Annotated in this window: 15 protein-coding genes; 8 read left to right on the top strand and 7 right to left on the bottom strand. The window is 73.5% G+C overall.

What is annotated here, in order from left to right:
- Positions 1-101 precede the first annotated feature (101 nt).
- Positions 102-518, top strand: coding sequence for a hypothetical protein (locus ABZ497_RS00620; RefSeq protein WP_359802402.1), 417 nt, complete (start codon positions 102-104; stop codon positions 516-518).
- Between the two features lie 547 nt (positions 519-1,065).
- Here the strand turns inward: ABZ497_RS00620 and ABZ497_RS00625 are convergent.
- Genes ABZ497_RS00625 through ABZ497_RS00635 form a run of 3 tightly spaced genes read right to left on the bottom strand, consistent with a single transcriptional unit; the run spans position 1,066 to position 2,957 of the window.
- Entirely contained in the window at positions 1,066-1,632 is a 567-nt protein-coding gene (locus ABZ497_RS00625; protein ID WP_359802405.1) for a GNAT family N-acetyltransferase, read from the bottom strand.
- Positions 1,633-1,670: 38 nt separating this feature from the next.
- On the bottom strand, positions 1,671-2,267 hold the full coding sequence (gene coaE, locus ABZ497_RS00630) for a dephospho-CoA kinase (RefSeq protein ID WP_359802408.1): 597 nt from the start codon (positions 2,265-2,267) through the stop codon (positions 1,671-1,673).
- 48 nt (positions 2,268-2,315) lie between these two features.
- Entirely contained in the window at positions 2,316-2,957 is a 642-nt protein-coding gene (locus ABZ497_RS00635) for an MBL fold metallo-hydrolase (RefSeq protein ID WP_359802409.1), read from the bottom strand.
- Between the two features lie 61 nt (positions 2,958-3,018).
- Between ABZ497_RS00635 and ABZ497_RS00640 the strand changes: the two genes are divergently transcribed.
- Positions 3,019-3,477, top strand: a complete 459-nt coding sequence (locus ABZ497_RS00640) for a MarR family transcriptional regulator (RefSeq protein ID WP_359802412.1) — start codon at positions 3,019-3,021, stop codon at positions 3,475-3,477.
- Between the two features lie 212 nt (positions 3,478-3,689).
- Here the strand turns inward: ABZ497_RS00640 and ABZ497_RS00645 are convergent, their stop codons facing one another.
- Both ABZ497_RS00645 and rpsA read right to left on the bottom strand, forming a co-directional pair.
- Positions 3,690-5,924 (bottom strand): MMPL family transporter, encoded by a 2,235-nt coding sequence (locus ABZ497_RS00645; protein ID WP_359802415.1) that lies wholly within the window; start codon positions 5,922-5,924, stop codon positions 3,690-3,692.
- Between the two features lie 235 nt (positions 5,925-6,159).
- Positions 6,160-7,650, bottom strand: a complete 1,491-nt coding sequence (gene rpsA, locus ABZ497_RS00650; RefSeq protein ID WP_329487183.1) for a 30S ribosomal protein S1 — start codon at positions 7,648-7,650, stop codon at positions 6,160-6,162.
- A 412-nt stretch (positions 7,651-8,062) separates the two neighbouring features.
- Here rpsA and ABZ497_RS00655 point away from each other — a divergent pair, with 412 nt between their 5' ends.
- Both ABZ497_RS00655 and hrpB read left to right on the top strand, forming a co-directional pair.
- On the top strand, positions 8,063-8,917 hold the full coding sequence (locus tag ABZ497_RS00655) for a class I SAM-dependent methyltransferase (protein WP_329487184.1): 855 nt from the start codon (positions 8,063-8,065) through the stop codon (positions 8,915-8,917).
- A gap of 109 nt (positions 8,918-9,026) precedes the next feature.
- Positions 9,027-11,564, top strand: coding sequence for an ATP-dependent helicase HrpB (gene hrpB / locus ABZ497_RS00660; RefSeq protein ID WP_359802419.1), 2,538 nt, complete (start codon positions 9,027-9,029; stop codon positions 11,562-11,564).
- Positions 11,565-11,629: 65 nt separating this feature from the next.
- On the opposite strand, the gene ABZ497_RS00665 is transcribed toward hrpB, so the two are convergent.
- Both ABZ497_RS00665 and polA read right to left on the bottom strand, forming a co-directional pair.
- Positions 11,630-12,847: a DUF3103 family protein gene (locus ABZ497_RS00665; RefSeq protein ID WP_359802421.1), complete on the bottom strand. Its 1,218-nt coding sequence runs from the start codon at positions 12,845-12,847 to the stop codon at positions 11,630-11,632.
- Positions 12,848-13,071: 224 nt separating this feature from the next.
- A complete protein-coding gene (polA, locus tag ABZ497_RS00670; RefSeq protein ID WP_359802984.1) occupies positions 13,072-15,771 on the bottom strand; it encodes a DNA polymerase I in 2,700 nt (899 codons plus the stop codon).
- Positions 15,772-16,137: 366 nt separating this feature from the next.
- On the opposite strand from polA, the gene ABZ497_RS00675 reads away from it, so the two are divergent.
- From ABZ497_RS00675 to ABZ497_RS00690, 4 genes are all read left to right on the top strand, one after another.
- Positions 16,138-16,617: a hotdog fold thioesterase gene (locus ABZ497_RS00675; protein WP_359802424.1), complete on the top strand. Its 480-nt coding sequence runs from the start codon at positions 16,138-16,140 to the stop codon at positions 16,615-16,617.
- Positions 16,618-17,203: 586 nt separating this feature from the next.
- Positions 17,204-18,430 (top strand): branched-chain amino acid ABC transporter substrate-binding protein, encoded by a 1,227-nt coding sequence (locus tag ABZ497_RS00680; protein WP_329487188.1) that lies wholly within the window; start codon positions 17,204-17,206, stop codon positions 18,428-18,430.
- Between the two features lie 129 nt (positions 18,431-18,559).
- Positions 18,560-19,489 (top strand): branched-chain amino acid ABC transporter permease, encoded by a 930-nt coding sequence (locus ABZ497_RS00685; protein ID WP_329487189.1) that lies wholly within the window; start codon positions 18,560-18,562, stop codon positions 19,487-19,489.
- A gap of 5 nt (positions 19,490-19,494) precedes the next feature.
- Entirely contained in the window at positions 19,495-21,429 is a 1,935-nt protein-coding gene (locus tag ABZ497_RS00690; RefSeq protein WP_359802986.1) for a branched-chain amino acid ABC transporter permease, read from the top strand.
- The last annotated feature ends 4 nt before the right edge of the window (positions 21,430-21,433 follow it).

Consider the following 21,433-nt stretch of genomic DNA (forward strand, 5'->3'; position numbering starts at 1 on the left):
GTGGTCCCGCGAGGGGTACCGGAAGGCGGACTCCTCGTCGCCGCCCCCCTGGCCGTCGCCGGACGCCGATGCCCTACGGTGGGCGCCGGAAGGGGTGACACATGACCGACGACCGACCGACGAACTCGGCTCCACCGCCCGCGCCTTGGCCGCTGATCGGGACCGGGAAGCCGTTCGCCGACCGGGTCGGCGACCTGGTCCGGGCCTGGGAGGCCGGCGGGCGGGCCCCGGACCGGCTGGTGGACGGGAAGCCGTTCTTCGCCCTGTACTGCTGGCACCTGTGGACCATCCGCGAGGGCCGGCCGCACGACGCCGCCACGGCCGCGTACGTGGCGAGCGCCCACCGGGCGAACGGCGGCGCGGCCGGCTGGGACGCCCTGCTGCGCGGCCGGGCGTACTGCTCCTGCCACGGCGAGCGCTGGCGGCTGGAGAACCTCTCGATCTGCCTCGGCTGCCTGGAGTACGTCTGCTTCGAGCTCGGCCGGCCGTGCTGCCACGGCGCGCCGGTCGTCGGCTGAGACTCGGCCGGGACCGGACCCGCCGGACCGCCCCACCGCCAAGCCCGCCCGGGTTCCGCCCGGGTTCCGCCCGACCGACAGTCCGTCAGCCGGCCAGCAGCCGGGCCAGCAGCGCCGCCGGACCCTCCGGCAGGCTGCCGTGCACCAGCTCCGTCCGGTGGACCAGCCGCGGCTCCCGGACCGGCACGGCGACGACACCCGCCGCGCCCTCCGCCGCCGGGGCCGGGAGGACGACCAGGCCGTGCCCGGCGGCGACCAGGGCGAGCAGGCCACGGACGTCCGTACCCAGGTAGCGCGCGGCCGGGCGGAACCCGTCGACGGCGGTGGCTGCCCGCAGCCGGGCCGCGTCCGGCGCCAGGTCGGGAGCGTCCAGCCAGCGCGCGGCGGACCTCCCTCTTCCAGCCCGAACTGGCCGGGGACGGCACCCGGGCGCACCCCTTCGTCCGGGCGCTGGCCGCCGCGGCGGCCGAGCACGCCGGCGAGGCCGCCCGCGCCTGAACCGCCCGCGCCTGAACCGGCCGCCGGGGTGCGGGCGGGAACGGCGGGCTCACATCGGCAACGACCGCAGCCGCACCGGCCCGTCGGGCAGCCGCGCCCCCTCGGTCAGCGGTGTCCACATGGTCCGCAGCGGCATCGGCACGACCCGCCCGCCCGGCTGCTCCACCAGCACCTCACCCGCCGCCTCCCGCCAGCCGAGCCGCTCGTAGAGCGCGACCAGCGGCGGCCGGCAGAACAGCAGCGCGTACCGCGGGCCCAGCGTCCGGGCGTGCGCCAGGGCCGCGCCGACCACTACCCGGGCCAGGCCCCGGCCCCGGGCGTCGGGGGCGACGGCCACGCCGCCGACCCCCACCGCCTCGGTGTCCGTCCCGCCGACCGTCAGCGGCAGCGGCAGCAGGCCGGCGTGGGCGACCAGGCGGCCGTCCGCCGCCCGGACGCCGAAGTGGATCTCCTTCGGCAGCCAGGTCAGGCCGGTGTGCGCGACCCCGAAGGGATCGTCACCGGCGCCCAGGATCTCTTCGAGGTCGCGTCGGGCGTACTCGGCGAGGCGAACGGCAGCGGGTGCGGATGCGGCGGCGGGTGCGGCAGCGGCGGCGGGAGCGGGGTGATCGGCCATCCCCCCATGATCGCCTTCCCGGCCGGCTTCGAGAAGGGTCAGCCCTGACGGGTCTTCAACGCGTTCCAGACCTCGTCGACCCGGGGGGCGAGTGCTTCCAGCGGTCCGCTGTTGTCGATCACCACGCCCGCGACGGCCAGCCGGTCGGCCCGGGAGGCCTGCGCGGCCATCCGGGCCCGGGCCTCCTCCTCGGTCATGCCGCGCAGCCGGACCAGCCGGTCGATCCGCACCTCGTCGTCGGCGTCGACCACCAGGACCAGGTCGTACAGCGGGGCGAGACCGTTCTCCGCCAGCAGCGGGACGTCGTGCACCACCACCGCGTCCGGGGCGGCGGCCGCCTCCAGCTCGGCGGACCGGGCCCGGACCAGCGGGTGGACGATCGCGTTCAGCGCCCGCAGCCGCTCGGGGTCGGCGAAGACGACGGCGCCGAGCGCCGGGCGGTCCAGCGCACCGTCCGGCCGCAGCACGCCCTCGCCGAACTCGGCCACCACGGCGCCCAGGCCGTCCGTCCCGGGGGCGACCACCTCACGGGCGATCACGTCCGAGTCCACGATCACCGCGCCGTGGGCGGCGAGCAGCCGCGACACCTCGCTCTTGCCCGCACCGATGCCACCCGTCAGTCCGATCTTCAGCATGGCGCCAGGCTACCGGCGGCCCCGGCCCGCGGTCAGCCCCGACCCGGTTCAGTCCAGGTCGAGGCTCTCGCCGTCCCCGAGGGTGCGCAGCTCGGCGCCCGTCCCCGGGCCGCCGGGGCCGACCAGGCGGGTGTGCACGGCCAGGCCCGCCGGGCTGAGCACCGCGTCGTGGATCGGCAGCGCCCGGCGCGGGCCCGCCTCCCGGACGTAGTCGACCAGTTCGGAGACCTTGGTCCAGGGGGCGGCGATCGGGAGCAGCAGCGTCTCCACGACGTGCGGCGGCACGGTCAGCGCGTCACCGGGGTGGAAGAGCCGGCCGTCGAAGAGGAAGCCGATGTTCTTCACCGGCGGGATGTCCGGGTGGATCACCGCGTGCCACTCGCCGTGCACGGAGACCTCGATCCCGCCGATCTCGAAGGCGTCGCCCTCGCCGACCACCGCGACCCGAGGGGCGACGCCCTCCAGCTGGTCGGCGACCGCTCGGTTGGTCCAGACCCGCAGCGCCGGGTCGGCCTCCAGAGCGGCGCGCAGCCGGGCCTCCTCGAAGTGGTCGGCGTGCTCGTGGGTGATCAGCACCGCGTCCGCGCCTATGAAGGCGGCGGGGTCGGTGAACATCCCGGGGTCGACGACGACGGTGGTGCCGCCGTGCTCCAGGCGGACGCAGGCATGGCCGAACTTGGTGATTCGCATGGGAAAACCGTACAGCAAGGCTGTGCAGTTTCGCTGCACACCTGAGCGATAGACTTCTCCCATGACCAGCGACACCGCAGGCGGCCGCGACACCGCCGCCGCTCCGCGTCCGGAGACCCTCGAACTGGCCGCCGACCTCCGCGCCGCCGTCGGCGACCTGGTCCGCGCGCTCCGCCCCGGCGACACCCTGCCGCAGAACCAGGCGGGCGTCCTCGGCCTGCTGATCCGCGACGGGCAGGCCCTCACCGTCAGCGAACTCGCCACCCGCCAGCGCGTCCGCCACCAGTCGATGGCCCGCACGGTCGCGCTGCTCACCGGGGCCGGCCTGGTCACCCAGGAGCCGCACGCCACCGACGGACGCAAGCTGCTCGTCTCCCCCACCGGGGCCGGCCGCGCCGCCCTCGCCGAGCAGCGCGCCCGCCGCGAGGCCCGGATCGCCACCGCCATCGAGGCCCGACTCACCCCCGGGGAGCGGGAGACCCTCCGCGACGCCGTCGCCCTGCTGCGCCGCCTGCCCTGACCGCCGCGCACGGCGGCGGGCCGCCGCTGGCCGCCGCCTCCTCCGACGCGCGCCAGCGCTTCGCCAACCTGGTCGACGTCTGCTGCGACCGAGACACCCGCCTGGTGCTGATCGGCGCCGACCCGCTCGCCGGACTGCCCGCCGGCTCCGGTCCGCTGCGCGACCTCGACCGCACCGCCGGCCGGCTCGCCCTGCTCCGGCAGCCCGGCTGATCAGGTGTTCGCGGCCACCCCGGCGCCGGCCAGGTCGTGGACGGGGGTCCGCTGCACCGGCAGCACGGCCGGCTCGATGGCCGGCAGTTCGACGTGCTCGCTGAGGCCGAACCGCCGGTGCAGCCGCCGTAGCGGAGCCGGGGCCCACCAGTTGAACTCGCCGAAGAGGCTCATCGCGGCGGGCACCAGCAGGCAGCGGACCAGGGTGGCGTCCACCGCCACGGCGACGGCCAGCGCGATGCCCATCTGCTTGACCATCAGCATGTCGCCGAGCGCGAATCCGGCGAAGACGATCACCATCAGCAGGGCCGCCGAGGTGATGATCTTCCCGCTGCGCTGGACGCCCAGTTCGACCGCCCGGGTACAGCTGTGCCCCTTGTCCCGCAGTTCCTTGATCCGGGCGAGCAGGAACACCTCGTAGTCCATCGACAGGCCGAACGCGAAGGCGAAGACCAGCACCGGGATGAACGTCTCCAGCCCGCCCGTGGGGCTGAAGCCGAGCAGACCGCTGAACCAGCCGTCCTGGAAGACCAGGGTGAGCGCGCCCAGGGAGGCGCCGAGCGAGAGCAGGTTCATCAGCAGGGCCTTGACCGGCATCACCAGCGATCCCGTCATCAGGAAGAGCAGCACCAGCGTCCCGAGCGCCACCAGGCCGAGCGCGATCGGGCCCCGGGTGAGCAGTTCGTGCTGGAAGTCGACCACCGAGGCGGCCCCGCCCGTGACGTAGGTGGCGAGCCCGCTCCGGTCGGCGCGCAGCTCCTTGACCACCTGTTCGGCCTCGGCGCCCTGGGGATCGCCGTGCACCAGCACGTCGATGGTGGAGAGCCGGTCGCCGACCGGGGTCACCGCCCGGACGCCGTCCACTCCGGGCAGCTTGGCGACCACGTCGTCCGCGTACGCCTGGGCCACCGGCGCGCCGCCCTCGACGACCACGGTGATCGGGGCCTGGGCGGACTGCGGGAAGCGCTGGTCGATGGTCTCGGCGACCTGCCGGCCGGCCGAGGAGGCGGGCAGCACGGCGGCCCCGGAGGTCCGCATGTCGGCGTGCAGGAACGGCGCCCCGGCGGCCATCAGCAGCGCGGTGCAGGCGAGGGCGACGGGGACGGCGCGCTTGCGGACCCGGCGGACGGTGCGACTGAAGAAGCCCTCGTCGGGGACGGGCGCGCTCGGTGCCTTGATCCGGCTCCCGGCGAAGCCGAGCAGCGCGGGTATCAGGGTCAGCGCCGCGGCCACGGCGATCACCACCACGCTGACTCCGGCGGCGGCGACCGCGCCGAGCACCGGGCTGGTGAAGACGAAGAGGCCGGAGAGCGCCACGGCGACGGTCAGTCCGGAGAAGGCCACCGTCCGGCCCGCGGTGGCGGCGGTCCGTTCGACGGCGGCGGCGATGCCCGCGCCGTGCCCGCGTTCCTCGCGGAAACGATTCACCATGAGCAGTGCGTAGTCGATCGACAGGCCCAGTCCCAGCACGGTGGCGATCGGCAGCACGCTGGTGTCGATGTCCATGATCCTGCTGAACCCGAACATGGCCAGCAGCGCGCCGCCCACCGAGGCGACCGCGCCGATCACCGGCAGGCTGGCGGCGGCCAGGCCGCCGAAGACCAGCACCATGACGACCAGGGTGAGCGGCAGGGTGACGATCTCGCCGAACCGGGTGTCCTTCTCGGTCTGCTTCTTGACCTCCTGCTCCAGCACGAGGTCGCCGCCGACGGTGACCTCGGCCCCGTCCGCCCGGATCCCGGCGAGGCGCCGGCCGACGGCGTCGGTCTGCGCGGCGGTGCTGTCGTCGGCCATCCGGACCGAGACCAGGCCGGCGTCGCCGTCGGCCGAGCGCAGCGCGACGGCGGCCGGGCCGGGGCCGTAGGCGTCGCTGACCGAGGAGACCCCCGGCAGTGCGGCGATCTCGGCGGTGGCGCGGGTGACGGCGTCCCGGACCCCCGGGTCGTCGACGGGCCTGCCGTCCACCACCGCGGTCACCGTGCCCCGGGCCGGGTCGGCCGCGGTGACCACCGCGCTGCCGCGGTCGGCCTCGGAACTGGCCGAGGAGGCACCGGCGACGGACCCCTCGAACACCCGGCCGCCGATCAGGACCCCGACCACCAGGACGACGGCCCAGAGACCGAGGACCCACCGCCGGTGCCGGAAGCAGAACCGGCCGAGGGCAGCGAGCCGCCCGTCGACCTGACGGCCGACGGACGTGCGGGTGGGGGGCGTCACTGCGGTGCTACGGCGCATGTGCGGGGGGTGCCTAGCGTGTGGGGCCGGAGTGAACGACCCGTCGGGCAACTCATCCCAAGGTAGGGCCTAGGTCCCGAATCACCCATAGGCACCCGATGAGCCCCTTATCACAAAAATCCAGCGGATAAGGAACAAATAAGTGAATGCCCAAAACAATGAGCCCCACCCGGAGTTCCGGGTGGGGCTCATCGATCAAGCGGCTATGCGCAGGGCACTAGCGAAGGGCGAGAGCTCAGCTCTGGCCGCCCGCCAGCTTCTCGCGCAGGGCAGCCAGGGCCTCGTCCGAAGCGAGAGCGCCGGAGCCCTCGTCGCTGCTGGAGGAGTACGAGCCACCGGCGGCGGCGGCGACAGCGTCGCCACCCTCGGCAGCGGCCTCGGCGTCGGCCTCGCGGCTCTTGATGACCTGGGCCTGGTGCTGCTCGAAGCGGGACTGCGCCTCGGCGTACTGGCGCTCCCACTCCTCACGCTGCTTCTCGAAGCCGGGCAGCCAGTCGTTCGCCTCGGGGTCGAAGCCCTCCGGGTAGATGTAGTTGCCCTGGTCGTCGTACGAAGCGGCCATGCCGTACAGGGTCGGGTCGAACTCGACCTCGGCCGGGTTGGCACCGAGGGCCTCGTTGGCCTGCTTCAGCGAGAGGCTGATGCGACGACGCTCGAGGTCGATGTCGATGACCTTGACGAAGATCTCGTCGCCGACCTGGACGACCTGCTCCGGGATCTCGACGTGGCGCTCGGCCAGCTCGGAGATGTGGACCAGACCCTCGATGCCCTCGTCCACGCGGACGAACGCACCGAACGGAACCAGCTTGGTGACCTTACCCGGAACGACCTGGCCGATCTGGTGGGTACGGGCGAACTGCTGCCACGGGTCCTCCTGGGTCGCCTTCAGCGACAGGGAGACGCGCTCGCGGTCCATGTCAACGTCGAGAACCTCGACGGTGACCTCCTGGCCGACCTCGACAACCTCGGACGGGTGGTCGATGTGCTTCCAGGACAGCTCGGAGACGTGAACCAGACCGTCGACGCCGCCGAGGTCCACGAACGCACCGAAGTTGACGATCGAGGAGACGACGCCGGAGCGCACCTGACCCTTCTGCAGGGTGGTGAGGAAGGTCTGGCGGACCTCGCTCTGGGTCTGCTCCAGCCAGGCACGGCGGGACAGGACCACGTTGTTGCGGTTCTTGTCCAGCTCGATGATCTTGGCCTCGAGCTCCTTGCCCACGTAGGGCTGGAGGTCGCGGACGCGGCGCATCTCGACGAGCGAGGCCGGCAGGAAGCCACGGAGGCCGATGTCGAGGATGAGACCACCCTTGACGACCTCGATGACGGTACCGGTGACGATGCCGTCCTCTTCCTTGATCTTCTCGATCGTGCCCCAGGCGCGCTCGTACTGAGCACGCTTCTTGGACAGGATGAGACGACCCTCCTTGTCCTCCTTCTGGAGAACCAGGGCCTCGATGTTGTCCCCGACGGAGACGACCTCGTGCGGGTCGACGTCGTGCTTGATCGAGAGCTCACGGGACGGGATGACGCCCTCGGTCTTGTAACCGATGTCGAGGAGCACCTCGTCACGGTCGACCTTCACGATGACGCCCTCGACGATGTCGCCATCGTTGAAGTACTTGATGGTCTCGTCGATCGCGGCGAGGAACGCTTCCGCGTCGCCGATGTCGTTGACCGCGACCTGCGGGGTGGTGCTGAGGGAGGAGTCGGTGGGGCTCGTCATTAGGAAAAGGGCTCCGGTGCGGACATGAAGTCGTAGGTAATGCCACGCGGAGGGCCCGTATCGCTCCCACCGAAAGCCGGACAGCCAAGAACACGGCGCACCGAAACATCCCGCACAGCGAGAAATCGGTGTCCGTCTTGCGACCGTGGGGTCTTCGACAGATGCGAGCGCGACCTGCTCCGTCCGAGGCGCGCAGGCCCGCAGCGCAACTTGTAGCATACGGGGACGGCCAGGCACGGTCAACGCCAAGGGCGCCAAGACGGTGGAGGCCGGTATGGATCAGGCCATATCCTCCGATTGCGCACCTATGGTGGCGTCCGCAGGAAGCCCTTCCCCGGATGCCACCGCCTGGATCCGGGCCCTGACGGGCCGGCTCGCGGCAGCGGCGCTTCCGCAGACCACACCCTACGCGATGGGCTCTATCACCGTGGCCACCACCCCCCTGTCCGACCCGCATGATCTTGACGACGACGGCGACGACGCGCTAAGGCGCGAGGCCGAGGCCGGCGAGAGCAGCCGGGCCAGCCGGCACTGGTGGGACCGCAACGCGGACGAATACCAGGACGAGCACGGCGAGTTCCTCGGCGACGACCGCTTCACCTGGTGCCCGGAGGGCCTGGACGAGGCCGACGCGCGACTGCTCGGGGAGGTCGCGGACCGCCGCGTCCTGGAGATCGGCGCCGGCGCCGCCCAGTGCTCCCGCTGGCTGGCCGCCCGGGGCGCCCGGCCGGTCGCGCTGGACATCTCGCACCGCCAGCTCCAGCACTCCCGCCGGATCGACCTCGCCCGCGGCGGCACGCCCGTACCGGTCGTCCAGGCCGACGCGGCGGTGCTGCCGTTCGCCGACGGCGCCTTCGACCTGGCCTGCTCGGCGTACGGGGCGGTGCCGTTCAGCGCCGACACCGGCGCGCTGATGCGCGAGGTGCACCGGGTGCTGCGGCCCGGCGGGCGCTGGGTGTTCTCGGTGACCCACCCGATCCGCTGGGCGTTCCCGGACGAGCCCGGCGTCGAGGGGCTGACCGCCACCGCCTCGTACTTCGACCGCACCCCCTACGTCGAGCAGGACGAGCGGGGCCGGGCCACCTACGTCGAGCACCACCGCACGATCGGGGACCGGGTGCGCGAGCTGGTCGGCGCCGGGTTCCGGCTGCTGGACGTGGTGGAGCCGGAGTGGCCGGCCGGACTCGACCAGGAGTGGGGCGGCTGGTCGCCGCTGCGCGGGCGGCTGATCCCGGGCACGGCGATCTTCGTCTCCGAACGGGACTGAGCGGGCCGCCGGGGCCGTCGGACCGGCACCCGTCGCGGCCGGGCCGGGGAATCGGGGCCGCCGCGGCCGGGCCGGGCCGGGGCGTCCGGGAGTCGGGGAGACTGTCCGGGTGAACCCCGCCTGGCGCGATCTGCCCGTCCGTACCGCCCTGCCGGCCCTGCACCGCGCGCTCGACCGGCGCGGGGTGGCCGCGCTGGCCGCCCCGCCCGGCACCGGCAAGACCACCCTGGTGCCGCTGGCCCTCGCCGGGCTGCTCACCGAGGAGGGCGACCGCCCGGTCCGCCGGGTGCTGGTCGCCGAGCCGCGCCGGCTCGCGGTGCGGGCGGCGGCCCGGCGGATGGCCTGGCTGCTCGGCTCGACGGTGGGGGCCGAGGTCGGCCACACCGTGCGCGGCGAGCGCCGGGTCGGGCCGGACACCGTGGTCGAGGTGGTGACCACCGGCGTCCTGCTCCAGCGCCTCCAGCGCGACCAGGAACTTCCCGGGGTGGACGTGGTGGTGCTGGACGAGTGCCACGAACGGCACCTGGACGCCGACACCGCGCTCGCCTTCCTGCTGGACGTCCGGGCGGCGCTGCGGCCGGAGCTGCGGATCGTCTGCGCCTCGGCGACCTCGGACACCGCCGCCTGGGCCGAGCTGCTCGGCGGCGCCGAGGGCCCGGCACCCGTCGTCGAGGCGCACGGCGTCTCGCACCCGGTCGACGTGGTGTGGGCGCCGCCGCCCCGGGCCGTCCGGCCCGCGCACGGCACCCGGGTCGACCCGGCGCTGCTGGAGCACGTCGCGGCCACCGTCCGGCGGGCGCTCACCGAGTGCCGGGGCGACGTGCTCTGCTTCCTGCCGGGCGTCGGCGAGATCACCCGGGTCGCCGGGCTGCTCGCGGACGCCCCGGCGCAGGTGCTCCAGTTGCACGGCCGGGCCCCGCAGTCGGTGCAGGACGCGGCGCTCGCGGCGGGCGAGGGCCGCCGGGTGGTGCTGTCCACCGCCGTCGCCGAGTCCTCCCTGACCGTGCCGGGGGTGCGCGTCGTGGTCGACGCCGGCCTGGCGCGCGAGCCGCGCACCGACCACGCGCGCGGCCTGGCCGGCCTGGTGACCGTCCGGGCCTCGCTGGCCGCCGCCCGGCAGCGCGCCGGGCGGGCCGGGCGCGAGGCGCCGGGCACCGTCTACCGCTGCTGGGCGGAGGCCGAGGACGCCCTCGCCGCACGCTGGCCGACGCCCGAGATCGCGCTCGCCGACCTGACGCCGTTCGCCCTCCAGGCCTCCTGCTGGGGCGACCCGGACGCGACCGGGCTCGCGCTGCCCGACCGGCCCCCGGCCGGGGCGATGGCCGCCGCCCGGCAGACCCTGCGGGCGCTCGGCGCGGTGGACGCCGACGGCCGGGCCACCGCGCGCGGCGTCCGGCTGGCCCGGACGGGGCTCCACCCCCGGCTCGCCCGCGCCCTGGTGGACGGCGCACCGGCGGTCGGCGCGCGGCGCGCCGCCGAGGTGGTGGCCCTGCTGTCGGAGGAGCCGCCGCGCGCCCTCGGGGACGACCTGGGCGCCGTGCTGCGGACCGTCCGGGACGGCCGCGACCCGTACCCGGGCCGCTGGCGCGAGGAGGTGCGGCGACTGCTGCGCGGGGTGGACGGGAGCCCGGCGACCCCGCTGCCGGACGCGACGGCGGTCGGTCTGGTGGTGGCGCTGGCCTTCCCCGAGCGAATCGCCCGGGCCCGGGTGGAGAAGCCCGAACCGGGAGCCCGCAGCCCGTACCTGATGGCCTCGGGCACCGCCGCCGAGCTGGCGCCGGGCACCGCGCTCGGCTCGGTGCCCTGGCTGGCCGTCGCGGCGGCGGACCGGCCGGCCGGCTCGCCGTCCGCGCGGGTGCTGCACGCGGCCGCACTGGACGAGGAGACGGCCCGGCTGGCGGGGGCCCCGCTGCTGACCACCCGGGAGGAGGTGCGCTGGGACGTCCGGCGCCGCGAGGTGACCGCCCGACGGGTGGAGTCGCTGGGCGCCGTCGAGCTGGCCGCGGCGACGCTGGACCGGCCCCGGCCGGCGCTGCTGCGGGCCGCGCTGCTGGAGGGGCTGGCCCGGGAGGGCGTCGGTGAGCTGCTGAGCTGGCCGGCCGGGGCGGCCGGCCTGCGCGAGCGGCTGGCCTTCCTGCACGCGGCGCTCGGCGAGCCCTGGCCGGCGGTCTCGGACGAGGCCCTGCTGGCCCGGGCGGACGACTGGCTGGAGCCCGAACTCTCGCGCGCCCGGCGGCGCTCCGACCTCGCCCGGATCGACACCGCGGGCGCCCTGCAGCGGCTGCTGCCCTGGGCGGGCGGCGCGGCCGGGCGGCTCGACGAACTGGCGCCGGAGCGGATCGCGGTGCCGTCCGGCTCCCGGATCCGGGTCGACTACAGCGGCGAACGGCCGGTGCTGGCGGCCAAGTTGCAGGAGCTGTTCGGCTGGGCCGCCGCGCCCGCGCTGGCCGGCGGGCGGGTGCCGCTCACCGTCCACCTGCTCTCCCCCGCCGGGCGCCCGGCCGCCGTGACCGGCGACCTCGCCTCGTTCTGGCGCGAGGGCTACCGGGCCGTCCGGGCCGAGCTGCGGGGCCGCTACCCGCGCCACCCGTGGCCGGAGGACCCGAGCACCGCCGAGCCGACCCGGCGCCTGAACGCCCGGCGCTGACCGGCCGGGTGGCCGCCCGCGGGGTTGCGCCCCGCGGGCGGCCGCCGGTCGGAACCGTCGGAACGTCAGAACTGCTCGACGAAGTACGGCTCGACGGTCATCCAGCCGTTGCCGCGGGCCCCGTTGAGCCGGCCCGAACTGGTCCGGGCGAGGGTGTACCAGGACTCCACGTAGTCCGGGTCGTCGACCCACCAGGAGGTCGGCAGGGCCGCCAGGACGGCGTTGACCAGCGGGATGTAGGCACCCTGGTCGGCGATGGTGAGCAGGACGGCGGCCACCGCCTGGGCCAGCGCCAGGTAGTTGGTGTCGCCGTCGTCCTCCATCAGGACGACGTCGGCCAGGTTGTACTTGTAGTTCGACCAGTTCACCAGGATCTGGTTCGGGTAGTACACCGTGCCGTCGTACTGGAGGTACGGCATGGCGACCGAGTCGACCCGGACCTTGCCGTCCTGGCCGAAGCCGGTCACCAGGCCGAACATCTCGGCGGCGCCCTTGAACCAGGGCTCCTCGTCGTCGGCGACCTCGATGCCACTGATCTTGGTGGCCCACCAGCCGCCGGCCGCCTGCGCCGCGCCCGGTCCCTGCGCCGTCGCCGGTCCGTTCGCCGCCCCCGGCCCGTTCGCCGCGGCGGCACCGCCGGCGGTGTCGAGACCGCGTGCGGCGAACTCCCGCTGGAGGACGGCCATACCAGCGGCCAGCGTCCTGGCGGTGTCGATGTCCACCAGGTAGACCGGCTGCCCGGGCACCGCCGCGGCGTCGAGCGCGTGGGCCCGGCCTGCGGTGTCGTAGGCGCGGACGGTGCGGGCGTGGTCGTCGGCGACGGCGGTGGCCACCAGCGGCGCGGCGCCCGCGTCCAGCGCGGCCCGCATCGACGGGTCGGCCAACTGGACGCGCAGCAGCGGGCCGAGGTCGCCGAGGCCCTTGGCGGCGGCGATCCGGCGGTCCGCCTGCGCGGTGGCGGCGGCGAGCCGGCCGGCGGAGCCCTGGGCGGCCGCGGCCAGCGGGCCGAGGTCGGCGGCGCCGGAGGCCGCGTCGGCGGTCGCGGACCGCAGCCGGTCACGCAGCGCGGCGTCGGTGAGGGCGCCGGCCAGCGCGCGGGCGACCTCGTCCTCGATCGCGGACACCTGGGTGGCGGTGGCGATGGCCCGGGCGGCGGGCGCCTGGGCGGGAGCGGTGGGGTTCGGTGCCGGGGCCGGGGCGGCCAGCGCCTGGCCGGCACCGAGCGTCAGCAGCGGCAGGGCCGCGAGCGCCACGACGGCGCGCCGCAGAGGGGGCACGGACATGAGGGGATCTCCAGACTCGTCGGGTGAGGCGTCGGAGCGGGTGGAGCGGCACGGCGCGCGGATCATGGACGTCGGTGCCATGACAAGTGAAGAGCTCTCCTGACGCCGGATCAACCCCCGGTACGAAGCAATCGCCCGCCGGGCGGCCCGGTCGGCCGCCGGACGGCGAGAAGGCGGTGGGCGCGGCCCGATCCGGACCGCGCCCACCGCCTTCTCGCCGGCCGTCAGTGCGCGGCGGCCTCCCAGTTCGCGCCAACGCCCACCGAGACGTCGAGCGGGGCGCGCAGCGGGTAGGCGCCGGCCATCTGCGCGCGGACGATCGCCTCGACCTGCTCGCGCTCACCGGGCGCCAGCTCCAGCACGATTTCGTCGTGCACCTGGAGCAGCATCCGGGAGGTGAGGCCGGCGGCGGTCAGCGCCTCGTCCACCCGGAGCATGGCGATCTTGACGATGTCGGCGGCCGAGCCCTGGATCGGGGCGTTGAGGGCCATCCGCTCGGCCATCTCGCGGCGCTGGCGGTTGTCGCTGTTGAGGTCCGGCAGGTAGCGGCGGCGGCCGAGCAGGGTCTCGGTGTAGCCGGTGGCGCGGGCCTCGTCGACGACCCGGCGCAGGTAGTCGCGCACGCCGCCGAAGCGCTCGAAGTAGGTGTCCATCAGGCCCTGGGCCTCGGCGGGCTTGATGCCGAGCTGCTGGGAGAGCCCGTACGCGGAGAGCCCGTACGCCAGACCGTAGGACATCGCCTTGATCTTGCGGCGCATCTCGGCGTCCACCGCGTCGCCGGGGACTTCGAAGACCTGGGAGGCGACGGTGGTGTGCAGGTCCTCGCCGGTGGCGAAGGCCTCGATCAGGGCCTCGTCCTCGGAGAGGTGGGCCATGATGCGCAGTTCGATCTGGGAGTAGTCGGCCGTCAGCAGCGCCTCGTAGCCCGCGCCGACGACGAAGGCGCGGCGGATGGCGCGGCCCTCCTCGGTGCGGACCGGGATGTTCTGCAGGTTCGGGTCCTGCGAGGAGAGCCGGCCGGTGGCGGCGACCATCTGGTTGAAGGTGGTGTGGATCCGGCCGGCCGGCGAGACCGTCTTGAGCAGGCCCTCGACGGTGGTGCGCAGCTTGGCCTGGTCGCGGTGGCGGAGCAGGATGACCGGCAGCTCGTTGTCGGTCTGGCCGGCCAGCCAGGTGAGCGCGTCGGCGTCGGTGGTGTAGCCGGTCTTGATCTTCTTGGTCTTGGGCAGGGCCAGCTCGCCGAAGAGGATCTCCTGGAGCTGCTTGGGCGAGCCGAGGTTGAACTCGTGGCCGGCGGCGGCGTGCGCCTCCTCCACCACGCGCTGGATCTCGGTGGCGAACTGGGCCTCCAGGCCGGTGAGCCAGGGGCGGTCGGCGGCGATGCCGGTGCGCTCCATCCGGGCCAGCAGGGCGGCGATCGGCAGCTCCATGTCGCGCAGCAGCTCGGTGGCGCCGACCTCGGCGAGGCGGGTGTCGAAGAGGACGGCGAGGTCGAGCACGGCGCGGGCCTGGAGCATCAGCGCCTGGGCGCGGGCGGCCACCGCGTCGACCTCGTCCGGCTCCTCGGGGGCGTCGAAGGCGAGCTGGCCGCTCTCGGCGACCGCGGCCGGGGCGAGCGAACGGGCCAGGTACTCCTCGGCGAGCACCTCCAGGGTGAAGGTGCGGCGGCCGGGCTTCTCCAGGTACGCGGCGAGGGCGGTGTCGGCGACGACGCCCGCGATCGTCCAGCCGCGCTCGGCGAAGGCGCGCATCACCTGCTTGGCGATGTGCAGGGCCTTGGGGGCGGCCGGGTCGGCCAGCCAGTCGGCGAAGGCGCGTTCGTCCTCCTCGGCGAGCAGCGCCGGGTCGAACCAGGCGGCGGTCTCGCCGGCGGCCAGCGCGATCTCGGTGACCTCGCCGGTGCCGAGCGCCCACCGGTAGACGGCGGCCAGCGCGACCGGGGCCTTGCCGTCGGAGTGCCCGCGCAGCCACCCGGCCAGCGTGCCCGGGTCGGTGAGCAGTTCGCCGTCCACCTCGACGCCGGGGGCGAGTTCGACGGCGGCTTCGGGCTCGGCGGCGGCCGGGTCGATGCCGAAGACCCGGTCGCGGAAGTTGGCGTTGCGGAACTCCAGCGACTCCATCAGACCGGCGACCGCCTCGCGGTCGAACGCGGCGCGCTCCAGGTCGGCGACCGCGAGCGGGAGTTCGACGTCGCGGACCAGCTCGGTGAGGACGCGGTTGCGCTTGACCGAGTCCAGGTGGTCGCGCAGCTTCTCGCCGATCTTGCCCTTCACCTCGTCGGCGCGGGAGACGAGTTCGTCGAAGGAGCCGAACTGGTTGACCCACTTGGCGGCCGTCTTCTCGCCGACGCCCGGGATGCCGGGCAGGTTGTCGGACGGGTCACCGCGCAGCGCCGCGAGGTCGGGGTACTGGCGGGGGGTGACGCCGTACTTCTCGGCGACCTTCTCCGGGGTGTAGCGGGTGAGCTCGGAGACGCCCTTGGTCGGGTAGAGGACGGTGATGTGGTCGGTGACCAGCTGGAGCGAGTCCCGGTCGCCGGTGACGATGTCGACGTCGAAGCCGGCCGCCTCGGCGGCGGTGGCCAGGGTGGCGATGATGTCGTCGGCCTCGAAGCCCTCGACCGTCATCCGCGGCACCCGCATGGCGTCCAGCAGTTCGCCGATCAGGCCGATCTGGCTGCGGAACTCGTCCGGCGTCTTGGCCCGGTTGGCCTTGTAGTCGGGGAACTCGACGGAGCGGAACGTCTGCCGGGAGAGGTCGAAGGCCACCGCGAGGTGGGTGGGCCGCTCGTCCCGGACGGTGTTGGCGAGCATCGAGGCGAAGCCGTACACCGCGTTGGTGGGCTGGCCGGTGGAGGTGTTGAAGTTCTCCACGGGCAGCGCGTAGAACGCCCGGTAGGCCATCGAGTGCCCGTCGAGCAGCATCAGCCGGGGCCGCGCCCCGCCGCCACCCGCCGCGCCCTTGTCCGTACTCTGCGTAGCCACGTCAACGTCCGTTCCTGCCGATTCCACTACCGGCCACCGATCCTATGGCCCGGCACCGACAAAAAGGGCGCCGCGCGGTCCGGGCGCCGGGCCCGGGGGCGTGCCTGGGCGGGCGCGCACCCGCGCGGGCGCGCCCGTGCGCGAGCAGCCGGGTCCGACCGGCGGGGGGCGGGTCCCGGCCGACGGGGGTCGGCCCGGGCGCACCCGCCACGCCAACTCCCCCACGCGATCACTACCGCCGAGTAGGACGGTCGTACGATCGCAGGCAGCACGACGACGTGACACCCGAGCGGCAGGAGCTCCCCCATGACCGAAGCGGCCCCCGGCGCGACCACCCCCGAACCGGCCCCCGCCCTGAACATCCCGCAGGAGGTGCTGGACCACTTCGCGAAGCTCGGCGTCGACCCGGCCACCTTCTCCGGCGGCCACCTCGGCGACAAGCTCGGGATCCGGGTCGTCGAGGCCTCCGGCGACCGGGTGGTCGGCACGATGCCGGTCGAGGGGAACCAGCAGCCGTACGGGCTGCTGCACGGCGGCGCCTCGGCGGCGCTGGCCGAGACCCTCGGGTCGGTCGGCGCGATGCTGCACGCCGGCCCCGGCCGGTACGCGGTGGGCGTGGACCTGAACGCCACCCACCACCGCTCGGCCACCTCCGGCCTGATCACCGGGGTCGCCACCGCCGTGTTCAAGGGACGCACCGCCGCCACCTACGAGATCGCGATCACCGACGACACCGGCAAGCGGATCACCAGCTGCCGCCTGACCTGCATGCTCCGCGACCTCTGACGCCCCGTCGGCCCGGCCGACCCGTCAATGGCCCGCCGGTCGGGCCGACCGATCATCAATTCCCTTGTCCGCCCCCTTGTTTGACCTTCGACTGCCCTGGGCAGGCGTTGGTCCAGACAAGGGGGCGGACGCGTTTGCGCGCACTGCGAGGGATGTAACACTGCGTAACAAGCAGGAAATCCGAACTTTCGACCGCTTCCGGACCCACATCGACCCGGGGGTGCTTCGCCATTCCCGGGAATGTCCGATATTCGGACGCACACGCCCGACACCAGCACGGCGGACAGTCGCGTCCGATTATCGGTGAGGCCAGGAGTCACCCGCAATTCTGGCCCTTACATGCACCTACCAGCGAGTAGACGCCCGTCAGTACAGGATCGATCGGGCCAGAACGACCACATAGTGAGACGGTCGCTCCGTGTGCTCATAACAAGAGAATCACAGCCTCGCCACAGCACTGCCCGAGCCGCCCAGAGGCATCTAGAGTCACGGCCAGTCACCGCGCCACCGGATTGGGCCAGGCCCATTGCGCATCCCGGCTCCCGCCACTCAGGCGCGGCGCCCTCCTGAACCGAAGGGGACCCCTGTGCGTCACCGTTCAGCAGTTGTCGTGAGCATTGCCGTGATCGGCGCCCTCAGCATCAGCGCCTGCGGATCCCGCGGCGAGAAGAAGTCCGGGGACGGCAACGCCGGGGCCACCACCGTCACCATCGGCGTGGACGCGCCGCTCACCGGCGACCTCTCCGCCCTCGGCCTCGGCATCCGCAACTCCGTCGAGCTCGCGGTCAAGCAGGCCAACGAGAAGAACGAGGTCCCCGGCGTCAAGTTCGAGATCAAGGCCCTCGACGACACCGGCAAGCCCGCCCCGGGCCAGCAGAACGCCACCCAGCTGGTCGCCGACAAGAACGTCATCGGCGTCGTCGGCCCGCTGAACTCCAGCGTCGCCCAGTCGATGCAGCAGATCTTCAACGACGCCAACCTCGTCCAGATCTCCCCCGCCAACACCGGCGTCGCGCTCAGCCAGGGCGAGAAGTGGGCCAGCGGCGACAAGGCCCGCCCCTTCAAGTCCTACTTCCGCACCGCCACCACCGACGCCGTCCAGGGCCCCTTCGCGGCCCAGTTCCTGGCCAAGGACGCCAAGAAGACCAAGGTCTTCCTCATCGACGACCAGAAGACCTACGGCGCCGGCCTCGCCGCCACCTTCAAGGGCGAGTTCGTCAAGCAGGGCGGCACCATCGTCGGCGAGGAGCACGTCAACCCCGACGACCGCGACTTCGCCGCCGTCGTCACCAAGGTCAAGAGCTCCGGCGCCGAAGCCGTCTACTACGGCGGCGAGTACCCCGCCGCCGGCCCGCTCTCCCTCCAGCTCAAGGACGCCGGCCTCACCATCCCCCTGATGGGCGGCGACGGCATCCAGAGCGGCGACTTCATCAAGCTCAACCCCAAGAGCGCGGGCGACTACGCCACCGCCGTCGGCCTGCCCGTCGAGGCGCTCCCCACCGCCGCCAAGTTCATCGCCGACTACAAGACCGCCGGCTACAAGGACGCCTACGAGACCTACGGCGGCTACTCCTACGACAGCGGCTGGGCGATCATCGAGGCCGTCAAGAACGTCGTCAAGGACAACGGCGGCAAGCTCCCCAGCAACCCCCGCGCCAAGGTCGTCGAGGCCGTCCAGAAGGTCTCCTTCGACGGCGTGACCGGCAAGGTCTCCTTCGACGAGTTCGGCGACACCACCAACAAGCAGCTCACCGTCTACACCGTCAAGGACGGCAAGTGGGCCGTGGAGAAGTCCGGCACCTTCAGCGGCTGACCTGACCACCCGTCAGGCACAGTCCGGAACACCGGAGTCATCCCGCGCGGGGGCGCCACCAGTGCCCCCGCGCGCGCCCACATCCCCCACCCACGCGGACTTCACGCAACGCACAACGGAGGCCCAGCGGTGCACGACCTACCGCAGCAGCTGGCCAACGGCCTGATCCTCGGCGCCCTCTACGGGCTCGTCGCGATCGGCTACACGATGGTCTACGGCATCGTCCAGCTCATCAACTTCGCCCACGGCGAGATCGTCATGGTCGGCGGCTTCGGCGCCCTGACCGCCTACCTCGCCCTCCCCGGCGGCACCACACTCTGGCTGGCCCTACCGCTGATGCTGATAGCCGGCATCCTGGTCTCCACGCTCACCGCCGTCGCCGCCGAGCGCTTCGCCTACCGGCCGCTGCGCACCGCGCCCCGACTGGCCCCCCTGATCACCGCGATCGGCCTGTCGATCGTCCTGCAGCAGCTCGTCTTCTCGTTCTACCCCGACGCGAAGAAGGCCCGGGTCTTCCCGAAGATCCCCGGCGACCCGTTCGAGCTCGGCTCCGTCACCGTCCAGCGCAGCGACATCTTCCTGATCATCGCCGCCCCGCTCTGCATGCTCGCCCTCGGCTGGTTCGTCACCCGCACCCGCTCCGGCCGCGCCATGCAGGCCACCAGCCAGGACCCCGACACCGCCAAGCTCATGGGCATCGACACCGACCGGATCATCGTCATGGCCTTCGCCATCGGTGCCGCGTTCGCCGCCGTCGCCGCCGTCGCCTACGGCCTGCGCAGCGGCCAGATCGACTTCCGGATGGGCTTCCTGCTCGGCCTCAAGGCCTTCACCGCAGCCGTCCTCGGCGGCATCGGCAACATCTACGGCGCCATGCTCGGCGGCGTCGCCCTCGGCCTCGCCGAAGCCCTCGCCACCGGCTACATCCAGCACCTGCCCGGCATGCACCTCTTCGGAGGCGGCGCCTGGAAGGACGTCTGGGCCTTCGTACTCCTCATCCTCGTCCTGCTCGTCCGACCCCAGGGCCTGCTCGGCGAACGCGTCGCGGACAGGGCGTGAGCACCATGACCACCACCTCGACCACCGAGACCACCCCGGTCATCCCGCTGCCGGCCCGCGCCGCCGCCCTCCTCACCGGCCTCGGCGCCCTCGCCACCGCCGGCTCCGCCCTGATGTCCTGGACGTACACCGACGAGTTCCCCGGCGACCTCACCTACTACGGCTCCCCCGCCGGCCTCCAGTGGCTCGCCCTCACCGCGGGCCTGCTCACCCTCGCCCTGCTGCTCGCCACCCACGGCGTCCGCGGCCTGCGCTGGGCCGCCCCCACCCGCAGCCACAACGCCGTCCTGCTCGCCGCCGCCGGCGCCTTCGCCGTCAGCTGGTTCTCCGTCATCGCCATCGCGGTCGACCTCGGCGGCCTCGCCAACCTCGACCCCGGCGGCTGGGTCGCCGCCCTCGGCTCGCTGCTCGCCGTCGTCGGCACCCTCGGCCTGCCGCTCGACCGGCGCACCCACGTCCCGGTGCGGATCCTCGACCGGCGGCTGTTCCTGCTCCTCCCCGCCGCCCCGGTCGTCTGGTTCGCCACCCACGCCGTCCCCGAGGACAAGCCCGTCGCCCCGGTGCTGACCGCCCTCGCCGGCGCCCTGGTGATCGCCGCCGCCGTCGTCCTGCTCCTGCAGATCGGCCACCTCGCCAACAGCGGGCTCCGCCTCGGCACCGTCGAGCGGCCACTGCCCGCCGCCCGCGAACTGCCCTCCTGGGCCGAGGTCCTGCTCATCGTGCTGGCCTTCGCCATCGGCCTGTTCGCGATCACCTTCGGCATCGACACCGAGTACGGCGAACTCTTCACCGCCTACCTGCTGCTCGCCGCCGCCGTCGTCCCCGCCCTGGCCAAGGGCGGCCTGCTGGCCCGGCTGCGCGCGCTGACCGTCAAGTACCGCCCGGTCACCACCGGCGCCGCCTTCGCCGCCGCCGCCAGCTTCCCGTTCACCCAGACCAGCGACCAGTACACCTCGGTCGCCGCCAACATCCTGATCTTCGCCACGGTCGCCCTCGGCCTCAACATCGTGGTGGGCCTGGCCGGCCTGCTCGACCTCGGCTACGTCGCCTTCCTCGGCGTCGGCGCCTACGCCGCCGCCCTGGTCTCCGGCTCCCCCGCCTCGCCGATCCACGTCCAGTTCCCCTTCTGGGCCGCGATGCTGACCGGCGCCGTGGTGTCGATGATCTTCGGTGTGCTGATCGGCGCCCCCACCCTGCGGCTGCGCGGCGACTACCTCGCCATCGTCACCCTCGGCTTCGGCGAGATCTTCCGCATCACCATGCTCAACCTCAACGGCACCACCGGCCCCAAGATCACCAACGGCTCCAACGGCATCCCGCGGATCCCCGACCTCCAGATCCTCGGCTTCGACCTCGGCAAGCCGCACACCGTCCTCGGCGTCGAACTCGGCCGGTTCTCCAACTACTACCTGCTGATGCTCCTGGTCACCGCCCTCGTCGTACTGGTCTTCGCCCGGGTCGGCAACTCCCGCATCGGCCGCGCCTGGGTCGCCATCCGCGAGGACGAGACCGCCGCCGAGGCCATGGGCATCAACGGCTTCCGGCTCAAGCTCCTCGCCTTCGCCCTCGGCGCCTGCCTCGCCGGCCTCGCCGGCACCGTCCAGGCCCACGTCAGCTACACCGTCACCCCCGACCAGTACACCTTCGCCGAGGCCCTGCCGCCCAACTCCGCCTTCCTGCTCGCCGCCGTCATCCTCGGCGGCATGGGCACCATCAGCGGCCCGCTGGCCGGCGCCACCCTCCTCTTCCTCATCCCGAAGAAGCTGGAATTCCTCTCCAACTACCAGCTGCTCGCCTTCGGCATCGCCCTCATCGTGCTGATGCGCGTCCGCCCCGAAGGGCTCATCCCCAACCGGCGCAACCAGCTGGAATTCCACGAGGCCGCGATCCCCGCGCAGCTCTCCGGCGACACCGTCGCCCTCACCAAGGCAGGGGCGTGACCAG

This window comes from Kitasatospora sp. NPDC005751 (assembly GCF_040630835.1).
In the GTDB taxonomy this organism is placed as follows: domain Bacteria; phylum Actinomycetota; class Actinomycetes; order Streptomycetales; family Streptomycetaceae; genus Kitasatospora.

Bases quoted from the DNA above. Each gene is read 5' to 3' on its own strand.
- ABZ497_RS00645 (WP_359802415.1), bottom strand. From the start codon at position 5,924: ATGCGCCGTAGCACCGCAGTGACGCCCCCCACCCGCACGTCCGTCGGC.
- polA (WP_359802984.1), bottom strand. From the start codon at position 15,771: ATGCTGCTCGACGGGCACTCGATGGCCTACCGGGCGTTCTACGCGCTG.
- ABZ497_RS00635 (WP_359802409.1), bottom strand. From the start codon at position 2,957: ATGCGAATCACCAAGTTCGGCCATGCCTGCGTCCGCCTGGAGCACGGC.
- ABZ497_RS00690 (WP_359802986.1), top strand. From the start codon at position 19,495: ATGACCACCACCTCGACCACCGAGACCACCCCGGTCATCCCGCTGCCG.
- ABZ497_RS00665 (WP_359802421.1), bottom strand. From the start codon at position 12,847: ATGTCCGTGCCCCCTCTGCGGCGCGCCGTCGTGGCGCTCGCGGCCCTG.
- ABZ497_RS00655 (WP_329487184.1), top strand. From the start codon at position 8,063: ATGGGCTCTATCACCGTGGCCACCACCCCCCTGTCCGACCCGCATGAT.
- rpsA (WP_329487183.1), bottom strand. From the start codon at position 7,650: ATGACGAGCCCCACCGACTCCTCCCTCAGCACCACCCCGCAGGTCGCG.
- ABZ497_RS00620 (WP_359802402.1), top strand. From the start codon at position 102: ATGACCGACGACCGACCGACGAACTCGGCTCCACCGCCCGCGCCTTGG.
- ABZ497_RS00640 (WP_359802412.1), top strand. From the start codon at position 3,019: ATGACCAGCGACACCGCAGGCGGCCGCGACACCGCCGCCGCTCCGCGT.
- ABZ497_RS00675 (WP_359802424.1), top strand. From the start codon at position 16,138: ATGACCGAAGCGGCCCCCGGCGCGACCACCCCCGAACCGGCCCCCGCC.
- ABZ497_RS00625 (WP_359802405.1), bottom strand. From the start codon at position 1,632: ATGGCCGATCACCCCGCTCCCGCCGCCGCTGCCGCACCCGCCGCCGCA.
- coaE (WP_359802408.1), bottom strand. From the start codon at position 2,267: ATGCTGAAGATCGGACTGACGGGTGGCATCGGTGCGGGCAAGAGCGAG.